Raw genomic sequence first — 9,330 nt, forward strand, 5'->3', positions numbered from 1 at the left:
TGCTTCTCGACGAACCCCTGCCGGTCCCGCCGTCACTACTTGTTAGCCTGACACCCCGGGCTCGCTGACCGGTCGCCACCTGGCACCCGAGCCTTCTGGAGGCGGAGAAGATGCCAGCGATCGTGCTCCTCGGCGCCCAATGGGGCGACGAGGGCAAGGGCAAGGTTACCGACCTGCTGGGTGAGCGGGTCGACTACGTCGTGCGCTACTCCGGCGGCAACAACGCCGGTCACACGGTGATCACCCCGGACGGCCAGAAGTACGCGCTGCACCTGATGCCGTCGGGCGCGCTCTCCCCGAGCGCGATGATCGTCATCGGCAACGGCGTGGTGGTCGACCCGAAGGTGCTGCTGCAGGAGATCGACGGGCTCGCCGAGCGGGGCGTGGACGTGTCCCGCCTGCGCATCTCCGGCGACGCGCACCTGATCATGCCGCACCACCGGGCGCTCGACCGGGTGGTCGAGCGCTACCTGGGCAGCTCCCGGATCGGCACCACCGGCCGGGGCATCGGCCCGGCGTACGGCGACAAGGTCGCCCGGATGGGCATCCGGCTGCAGGACCTGCTCGACCCGGGGATCCTGCGCAAGAAGCTGGAGCTGGCGCTCCGGGAGAAGAACCAGACCCTGTTCAAGGTCTACAACCGCAAGGCGATCGACGTCGACGAGACCGTCGAGGAATACCTCCAGTACGCCGAGCGGCTGCGGCCGTACATCGCGGAGACCCGGGTGATGCTCTGGGACGCGCTGGACCGCGGCGAGACCGTGCTGCTGGAGGGCGCCCAGGCCACCATGCTCGACATGGACCACGGCACCTATCCGTTCGTCACCTCGTCGAACCCGACCGCCGGTGGGGCGTGCGTGGGCGCGGGCATCCCGCCGACCGCGATCACCAAGGTCATCGCGGTGAGCAAGGCGTACACCACCCGGGTGGGCTCCGGTCCGTTCCCCACCGAGCTGTTCGACGACAACGGGCAGCACCTGCGCAAGGTCGGCCACGAGTACGGCACCACCACCGGCCGGGAGCGCCGCTGCGGTTGGTTCGACGCCGTGGTGGCCCGGTACGCGTGCCGCCTGAACGGTGTGACCGACCTGGTGGTCACCAAGCTGGACGTGCTGACCGGCCTGGCCAAGGTGCCGATCTGCGTCGGGTACGAGATCAACGGCGAGCGTTTCGACGACATGCCGATGACGCAGACCGACTTCCACCACGCCACCCCGATCTACGAAGAGCTCGACGGCTGGTGGGAAGACATCACCAAGGCGAGGACCGAGCAGGAGCTCCCGGAGAACGCAAGACGCTACATCGCCCGCATCGAGGAGCTGACCAACACCCGGGTCAGCGTCGTAGGAGTAGGCCCAGGCCGAGAAGAAAACGTCCTCCGCCACCCCCTCCTCCCCTAACCCCACCCCCACCTCACCCCACCCCCTCCGGTCCGTCGATCATGAAGTTGGCGGCAGGTTTGTAGATCCACACCGCCGCTAACTTCATGATCAACAAACAGGGGTGCGGGGTTGTCCACAGGCTGGGGTGGGTTGTCCACAGGGGGTCTCGTCGGGGTCGACGTCGCGGGAGCCTCGACGGGTGGATCGCGTGGTGGTGGTCAGGCGGATCGCTGGTGAGCAGGGCGGGGTGGTCACCCGCGAGCAGGCGTTGTCGGCCGGCTTCAGTCGCCATGAGGTCGACAATCTGCTCGCCTCGGGACGGTGGCGCCGGCTCGCGCGGGCGACGTACGCCATCGGCGCGACCGAGGACGCCGACCGGGCCGAACGACGTCGCCGGATCCGGGCGGCGGTCCTGTCGCTGGGCCCGGGCGCGCACGCCGTCCTTGCCACGGCTGCCGAGTTGCACCGGATCGCCGGCCTCCCGAGAACGGGCGCGATCCATCTCGCGCTACCCGGCCGCGCGGCCAGACCGGCCCGCGCCGCGGATCCGGCGGTGGTCGTGCACCAGTTCGAACATCAGACCGACGCGTTGATGTCCGTCGACGGCATCCCGGTGACGGTTCCGACGCACACTCTCGCGGAGGTCATCCTTCGGGAGTCGCGCTACCGTGCGGTGGCCCTTCTGGACTCCGCGCTGCATCGCGGCAGGATCGACGAGGGTGACTTCCGCTCCCTCCCCACGCTGCTCGTGCGTCGGCGTGGTGCGGTGCATGCCCGTCGTTGCCTGGCCGAGGCGAACGGCGCGGCGCAGTCACCGCTCGAGACACGAACCCGGTTACGGTGCGCCGACGGCGGCGTGCCACCGGATGCTCTCCAGGTCGAGGTGCGCGACGCCGACGGACACCTTCTCGGCGTCGGGGACATGGGGTGGCGGGCCGCCCGGGTGATCGCCGAGGCGGACGGCCGGGATCCGCACAGCGCGCCAGGCGCGCTCTTCGAGGACCGGCGACGCCAGAACCGCCTCGCCAACGCCGGCTGGACCGTCCTCCGCTTCACCTGGTCCGACACCCTCCGCCCCGACTACATCCCGCACGTGGTCCGCGGGGCGCTGGCCACCAGGACCAAGCGTTGACCATGAAGTTGACGGCGATGTCGATCTCACATCGTGCCGCCAACTTCATGATCGACGGGGTGCGGGGTGGGGGTCGGTAGGATGCCGGGCGTGCGGGTTCTTCTGGTGGGTGGTGGCGGGCGGGAGCATGCGCTCGCGCTCGGGTTGAGTGCCGATCCGGCGGTCGAGGCGCTGGTCGCGGCGCCCGGCAATCCGGGGATCGCGGCGGTCGCCTCGCTGCGGGAGGTGACCCCGACCGACCCGGCGGCCGTGGCGGCGCTCGCCGTCGAGGTCGCGGCGGACCTGGTGGTCGTCGGCCCGGAGGCGCCGCTGGTGGCGGGCGTCGCCGACGCGGTACGCGCCAAGGGCATCGCGGTGTTCGGCCCGGGTGCCGAGGCGGCCCGGCTGGAGGGCTCGAAGACGTTCGCGAAGGACGTGATGACGGCAGCCGGCGTGCCGACCGCGCGCGCGTACACCTGCGTCGACGCGGCAGGCGTGGCGCGGGCGCTGGACGAGTTCGGCGCGCCCTACGTGGTGAAGGACGACGGGCTCGCCGCCGGCAAGGGCGTGGTCGTCACCGACGACCGGGCGACCGCCGAGCGGCACGCGGCGGACTGCGGGCGGGTGGTGATCGAGGAGTACCTGTCCGGTCCCGAGGTCTCGCTCTTCGTGGTCACCGACGGCGAGGCGGCCCTGCCGTTGCTGCCCGCGCAGGACTTCAAACGCGTCGGCGACGGGGACACCGGGCCGAACACCGGCGGCATGGGCGCGTACGCGCCGCTGCCCTGGGCCCCGCCCGGCCTGGTCGACGACGTGATGCGTGACGTGGTGCACCCGACGCTCGCCGAGATGCGCGGCCGGGGCACCCCGTTCGCCGGCCTGCTCTACGTGGGCCTGGCGATCACCCCCGCCGGGCCGCGTGTGATCGAGTTCAACGCGCGCTTCGGCGACCCGGAGACCCAGGTCGTGCTGGCCCTGCTGGAGACACCGCTGGCCGGCCTGTTGCACGCCGCCGCCACCGGCACGCTCGGCGCGCACCCGCCGCTGCGGTGGCGCGACGGCGCGGCGGTCACCGTCGTGGTCGCGGCCGACGGCTACCCGCAGGGTCCGCGTACCGGTGACGTGATCACCGGCGCGGACCGCGCCGGGATCATCCAGGCCGGCACCCGCCGGGACGCCGACGGCACGTTGCGCTCCGCGGGCGGCCGGGTCCTCTGCGGTACGGCCACCGGCCCGGACCTGGCCGCCGCGCGCGACGCCGCCTACGAGCTGGTACGCGCAGTCGAGCTGGCCGGCGCCCACCACCGCACCGACATCGCGGCGGCGGCGGTGGACGGCCGGGTCACGATTCCCGGCTGACCGGGGCGACCCGGTCCCGGCCGACGATCCGGTCGAGGACGTTGGCGGTGGCCCGCTCGATGCGCGGGTCACGGTGCCCGCGCCGGTTCAACGCCATGGTCCAGCCGAGCGTGCCGGTCGCGAAGACGATCGCGCCGCCGGGCGTCTCGTAGAGGTGGGTGCCCTGCAACCGCCTGCCGCCCTGCTGCGCCGGGTACGGCGACGCGCTGAGCAGCACGTCGTCCACCTGGGTCGGACGTTCGCTCGCCCGGTCCAGGCCGTCGGCCTCGCCGGCGACCACGCCGGGGATCCGGTCGCCGTCGGCCACCCCGGTGCCGGCCCACACCCAGTGGTCGGCGGAGCGCACCACGAGCGGCTGCGGGGTCAGCACGATGCCGTTGTACTGCACGCCGATCAGCGCCTGCTCGGGCCGGTCGAGGTCGCGCCAGCGCACTGTCGCGCCGGTGACCACCTCGGACGGGTCGGACCAGTCCTTGGCGCAGGCGACGAGGCGTTCGGGGCGACCGTCGGCGGCGTGCGGCAGGCGGACGTGCCAGTAGACGCTGTTGGCACCGAGGAAGGCGAGGCTGGTGCCGCCGGGCCTGCCAGGTGGTCACCGGCAGCACCACGCAGAGCGCGGCGGCCCTCCGGTCGTCACGCACCACGAACGGGGTGCACGCCCGCCAGCCGTCGGCGGAGGTGAAGACCGCCGTGTAGAGGCCGGAGACCCAGTCCTCGGGCACGCGCAGGCTCCAGGACACCGGCCACCGGCAGTCGAGCGCGCCGGTGGTGACGTCGGCCGGCGGCACCGGCCACGGCTCGCCGCGCAGTTCGGGGCTGGTCAGCAGCGTGCGGGCGCCGGCGCCGGCGTACCAGCCGAGGCGGTGCACGGTGACCCGGAACCGGCCGGCCGGGTTGACCGCGACGTGGAAGTCGACCGTCTCGCCGGGGGCCACGCTCGGCGTCGAGGCGTACCCCTGGATCTGACGGTGCCGGTCGTCGGAGGCCCGGCCGCCCTGCGGCGGCCACCACGGTTCGCCGGCCGCGTGGTTCTCCACCTCCACCGGCGGGGTGCGCCGCCGGGTCGGCCGCCGGCCCTCGCGGTGTTCGCCGAGGACCGGCTCGATCGGGCCGAGCGCGGTACGCCGGCGGAGTCGCACCATTGTCGTGTGTTCCCCGTTCACCCACTGAAACGGGGGCAAAGGTAACACCGCGCTCTGTCCTGTGTGGTCAGCCGATCAGCCGAAGTAGCGGCGCAGTTCCCGGCCGAGGACCTTGCCTGTGGCGTTGCGCGGCAGGTACTTGACGAAGACCACGTCCCGGGGCACCGAGAAGCGGGCCAGGTAGCGCCGGACGTACTCGCGTACCGCCTCCGGGTCGAGCGTCTCACCGGGGCGTAACGCCAGGAACGCGGCCAGCCGCTGCCCGTACTGCGGGTCCGGCACGCCGATCACCGCCACCTCGCGGACCTGCGGCAGCCGGGCGATCAGGTCCTCCACCTCGGAGGGGAAGACGTTCTCCCCGCCCGAGACGATCATGTCGTCGGCGCGGCCGTCGACGAAGAGCAGGCCGTCCGGGTTCAGCCGGCCGAGGTCGCCGGTGTCCAGCAGGCCGTCGCGGCTCTCCCGGCCGGCGCCCGAGGTGTAGCCCTCGAACAGCATCTCGTTGCCGACGAAGATCCGCCCGACCTGGCCGGCGCGGACCGGCTGGCCGGCCTCGTCCATGATCTCCAGCCGGGTGCCGTGCGGCGGGCGGCCGGCGCTTGTCGGCGCGGCACGCAGCTCGGCCGGGCCGGCGATGGACGCCCAGGAGACCTCGGTCGAGCCGTAGAGGTTGTAGAGCACGTCGCCGTAGCGGTCCATGAAGGCGGTGGCCAGGTTGCCCGGCAGCGCGGAGCCGCTGACCGCGGCCACCTTGAGCGGCGGCCGGGGCTGCGGCGGCGCGACCTCCATGAGCCGTTGCAGCATCACCGGCACGGCGAACAGCGCGTCGCACGGCTGCCCGGCGAGCGCGGCCACCATGGCGGCCGGGTCGAAGCGGCGGTGCAGCACCACCGTGGCGCGCAGCGCGAACGAGACCTGGAGCGCGGCGTACCCCCAGGTGTGGAAGATCGGCGCGGCGATCATCACGACGTCGTGCACGTGCAGCGGGATGCGGTCGATGATGGACACCAGCGGGCCGAAGCCGTGCGGGGTGGGGCGGCGGGCGCCCTTGGGCGTGCCGGTGGTGCCGGAGGTCAGCACGATGGTCCGGCCGTCACGCTCCGGTGGTTGCAGCTTGTCGCCGGGCACCGCGCCGGCGATCAGCTCCTCCTGCCGCCGCTCGTCGATCCGGTGCAGCTCGGCCGGCAGGCCGAGGACCCGGTCGGCGAACTCGGCGTCGTGCACCAGCGCGCGCAGGCCCTGCTCCTCGGCGACGGTGACGAGCTGCGCCGCGGAGAGGCCGGTGTTGACCAGGACCGCGTCGGCGCCGAGCAGCATCGACGCGACGATCGCCTCGATCAGCCCGTGGTGGTTGCGGCAGAGCAGGCCGACCCGGTCGCCGGCCTGCACGCCGAGCCCGGCGCGCAGCGAGCGGGCCAGCCGCTCGGAACGGTCCAGCAACTCCTGGTAGGTGAGCGCGGCGCCGTGCTCGTCCACCACGGCGACCCGGCCCGGGTCGCGGGCGGCGGCCTGGCGCAGCTCCCCGGCGAGGCTCCAGCCCCACCGGCGCAGCGCGTTGAGCTGCGAGGCGACCCGGATCGGGCGGCCCGGGGTGAGCAGACCGCGTCGGGTCAGCGTGGTGACGATGAACGGCAGGTCCACGGCGCAACCTCCTTCGCGTTCGTGATCTCCCGATCATGCATCCGGGCGATCCGTCCGCCCAGCCGGCGTGATCATCAGCCCAACCTGCGGACATCCGCCGGTCGCGGACCGGCGGCCCGACCCGCGACGGGGTGCGCCCGGCACGGCGCGTCGTCGCGGGTCGGGTCGGGGTCCGCCGGCGATCAGCGGATCTGCATCCCGGAGATGGCCCGGGAGATGACCAACCGCTGGATCTCGGAAGTGCCCTCGAAGATGGTGTAGATCTTGGCGTCCCGGTACCACCGCTCGACCGGGTGGTCGCGCAGGAAACCGGCCCCGCCGAGGAGCTGGACCGCCCGGTCGGTCACCGAGACGGCCACCTCGCCGGCCTTCAGCTTGGACATCGAGCCCTCGCCGGCGGTGAACGGCCGGTTGTTGCGACCCATCCAGGAGGCCCGCCAGACCAGCAGCCGGGCCGCGTCGATCTCCATCTTCATGTCGGCGAGCGCGAACGCGACCGCCTGGTTCTCGATGATCGGCCGCCCGAACTGCACCCGGCTCTTGGCGTAGTCGAGCGCGTACTCGTAGGCGGCACGGGCCACCCCGAGCGCCTGCGCGCCGACGGTCGGGCGGGACAGCTCGAACGTGCGCATCGCCGCCTGGCCGGAGGCGCGCTGGCCGGCGCGGGCCCGCGCCAGCCGCTCGTCGAGGGCGTCCTTGCCCCCGAGCAGGCAGCGGCCCGGCACCCGGACGTCGTCGAGGAAGACGTCGGCGGTGTGCGAGGCGCGCAGCCCGAGCTTGCGCAGCTTGCGGGTGGCGCTGAGGCCGGGCGTGCCCGGCGGTACGACGAACGCGGCCTGCCCGCGCGAGCCCAGCTCCGGCTCGATCGAGGCGGTTACCACGTGCACCCCGGCGATGCCGCCGTTGGTGGCGTACGCCTTCTGGCCGTTGAGCACCCACTCGTCGGTGGCCTGGTCGTAGACGGCGCGGGTGCGCATCGACCCGACGTCGGAACCGGCCTCCGGCTCGCTGGTGCAGAACGCGGCGACGGCCGGGGAGTCGACGTCGCCGAAGCACTGCGGCACCCACTCGACGAGCTGGTCGGGGGTGCCGGCGCCATAGATCCCGGCGACCGCGAGCGCGGTGCCGAAGATGCTCAGGCCGATGCCGGCGTCGCCCCAGAAGAGTTCCTCGCTGGCGATCGGCAGCGAGAGGCCGGTGGGGTCGGCCCAGCAGGTGGCGAGGAACTCGAACCCGTACAGACCGACCTTCGCCGCCTCCTGGATGACCGGCCAGGGAGTCTCCTCCCGGGCGTCCCACTCGGCCGCGGCCGGGCGCACGACCTCGGCGGCGAAGCCGTGCACCCAGTCGCGAAGGTCTCGCTGCTCCTCGTTCAGGTCGAGCGAGAACTCGGCCATGGTCAGGCCTTGGGGATGTCGAACAGGTTGGCGATGTTGGCAGCCAGGCCCAGGTCGCCCTTGGCCTTCAGCTTGCCGGTCATGAACATCATCACCGGGTTGGCGCCACCCGAGACGATCTTCAGGAACTCGACCGGGCCCATGGTGAGGCTGAGCTTCGGGTCCCGGGTCGGGGTCTCCGAGACGGTGCAGGTGCCGTTCTCGATGACGATCTCGTAGGTGTCGGTGCCGCCGTCCGGGCGGCCGGTGATGTTCCAGTGGATGACCGCGTTGGTGGAGCCGGCGCGGTCGGCGCGGAACAGCGTGGGCATCCGGTTGAAGACCTCGCTGAGGATCTTGCCGCGCGCCTCACCGGACATGATCTCGGCGATCTTGTCGTCCGGCGTGGACTTCACCAGCTGCGCGAACTCCTTCGGGCCGACGTTCGCGAAGTTGGCCGGGTCGAAGTCAGTCATGGGGGATGCACCTCTCGACTTGGTTACTCTGGCGTAACCCTACGCACGAGTAGGTATGCTCGCAAGGGTGTCCAGCCCACCGACCTTCAAGCGCCTGCCCCGGGCCGTACGCGAGCAGCAGATGCTCGACGCGGCCGTCAAGGTCTTCTCCCGGCGCGGCTTCCACGCGGCCAGCATGGACGAGATCGCCGACGACGCCGGCATCTCCAAGCCGATGGTCTACGCCTACCTCGGCACCAAGGAAGAACTCTTCGTCGCCTGCCTGCACCGCGAGGGCACCCGGATGATGGAGGCCATCGCCGGGGCCGCCGCCCCCGACCTGCCCGCCGACGAGCGGCTCTGGCGCGGGCTGCGCGCGTTCTTCGGCTTCGTCGGCGCACACCGCGACGGCTGGGCGGTGCTCTACCGGCAGGCGCGCGGCTCCCAGCCGTTCGCCGCCGAACTGGCCACCATGCGCGGCCGCCTGGTCGAGGTGGTCGCCGGGATGCTCGACCACGCGCTACGCGCCTCCGGGCGCGAGGTCGGCGCCACCGACCTGGAGGTGGTCGCGTACGCGCTGGTCGGCGCGTCCGAGTCGCTCGCCGACTGGCTGGCCGACCACCCCGAGGCGGACGCGGAGAAGACCGCCACCCGGATGATGAACGTGGCCTGGCTGGGCGCCGACCAGCTCCTACGCGGCGTCACCTGGCACCCCGGGGTGTAAGGAGGGGCCCCTTCTTAACGCATTCTGCATAGGCGGGGGCCCCTTTTAAAACTCCTAACTCTGGTTGCGTTGGAGTTGGCGCCAGCAGATGAGGGAGCAGGCGAGGCTGAGGAAGGCTTCGTGGATGTCGTCGCGGATTT

At 72.4% G+C, this 9,330-nt stretch carries 9 protein-coding genes and 1 pseudogene; 5 read left to right on the plus strand and 5 right to left on the minus strand.

Annotated features, from left to right (window positions below):
* Positions 1-110: 110 nt before the first annotated feature.
* The 3 genes from ACIA5A_RS25510 to purD all read left to right on the plus strand — a co-directional run bounded on the left by ACIA5A_RS25510 (position 111) and on the right by purD (position 3,852).
* A complete protein-coding gene (locus ACIA5A_RS25510; protein ID WP_396766976.1) occupies positions 111-1,400 on the plus strand; it encodes an adenylosuccinate synthase in 1,290 nt (429 codons plus the stop codon).
* 181 nt (positions 1,401-1,581) lie between these two features.
* The gene (locus ACIA5A_RS25515; RefSeq protein ID WP_396766977.1) at positions 1,582-2,514 is read left to right on the plus strand and encodes a type IV toxin-antitoxin system AbiEi family antitoxin domain-containing protein; all 933 of its coding nucleotides are present in this window, start codon (positions 1,582-1,584) and stop codon (positions 2,512-2,514) included.
* A 90-nt stretch (positions 2,515-2,604) separates the two neighbouring features.
* A complete protein-coding gene (gene purD / locus ACIA5A_RS25520) occupies positions 2,605-3,852 on the plus strand; it encodes a phosphoribosylamine--glycine ligase (RefSeq protein ID WP_396766978.1) in 1,248 nt (415 codons plus the stop codon).
* Here purD and ACIA5A_RS25525 read toward each other — a convergent pair.
* A complete protein-coding gene (locus ACIA5A_RS25525) occupies positions 3,836-4,375 on the minus strand; it encodes a N,N-dimethylformamidase beta subunit family domain-containing protein (protein WP_396766984.1) in 540 nt (179 codons plus the stop codon). The genes purD and ACIA5A_RS25525 overlap by 17 nt on opposite strands.
* Before the next feature lie 115 nt (positions 4,376-4,490).
* Positions 4,491-4,679: pseudogene (locus ACIA5A_RS25530) on the minus strand (N,N-dimethylformamidase beta subunit family domain-containing protein); the annotation flags it as partial.
* Here ACIA5A_RS25530 and ACIA5A_RS25535 point away from each other — a divergent pair.
* On the plus strand, positions 4,618-4,818 hold the full coding sequence (locus ACIA5A_RS25535; protein WP_396766985.1) for a hypothetical protein: 201 nt from the start codon (positions 4,618-4,620) through the stop codon (positions 4,816-4,818). The pseudogene ACIA5A_RS25530 and the gene ACIA5A_RS25535 overlap by 62 nt on opposite strands.
* Positions 4,819-5,069: 251 nt before the next feature.
* On the opposite strand, the gene ACIA5A_RS25540 is transcribed toward ACIA5A_RS25535, so the two are convergent.
* From ACIA5A_RS25540 to ACIA5A_RS25550, 3 genes are all read right to left on the minus strand, one after another.
* A complete protein-coding gene (locus ACIA5A_RS25540; RefSeq protein ID WP_396766979.1) occupies positions 5,070-6,635 on the minus strand; it encodes an AMP-binding protein in 1,566 nt (521 codons plus the stop codon).
* A gap of 182 nt (positions 6,636-6,817) precedes the next feature.
* Positions 6,818-8,032 (minus strand): acyl-CoA dehydrogenase family protein, encoded by a 1,215-nt coding sequence (locus tag ACIA5A_RS25545; protein ID WP_396766980.1) that lies wholly within the window; start codon positions 8,030-8,032, stop codon positions 6,818-6,820.
* A 2-nt stretch (positions 8,033-8,034) separates the two neighbouring features.
* A complete protein-coding gene (locus ACIA5A_RS25550; protein WP_091565780.1) occupies positions 8,035-8,487 on the minus strand; it encodes an SCP2 sterol-binding domain-containing protein in 453 nt (150 codons plus the stop codon).
* A 67-nt stretch (positions 8,488-8,554) separates the two neighbouring features.
* Between ACIA5A_RS25550 and ACIA5A_RS25555 the strand changes: the two genes are divergently transcribed.
* On the plus strand, positions 8,555-9,190 hold the full coding sequence (locus ACIA5A_RS25555; RefSeq protein WP_396766981.1) for a TetR/AcrR family transcriptional regulator: 636 nt from the start codon (positions 8,555-8,557) through the stop codon (positions 9,188-9,190).
* Positions 9,191-9,330: the final 140 nt, after the last annotated feature.

The organism is Micromonospora sp. NPDC051300 (assembly GCF_044455315.1).
Lineage (GTDB): Bacteria > Actinomycetota > Actinomycetes > Mycobacteriales > Micromonosporaceae > Micromonospora > Micromonospora robiginosa.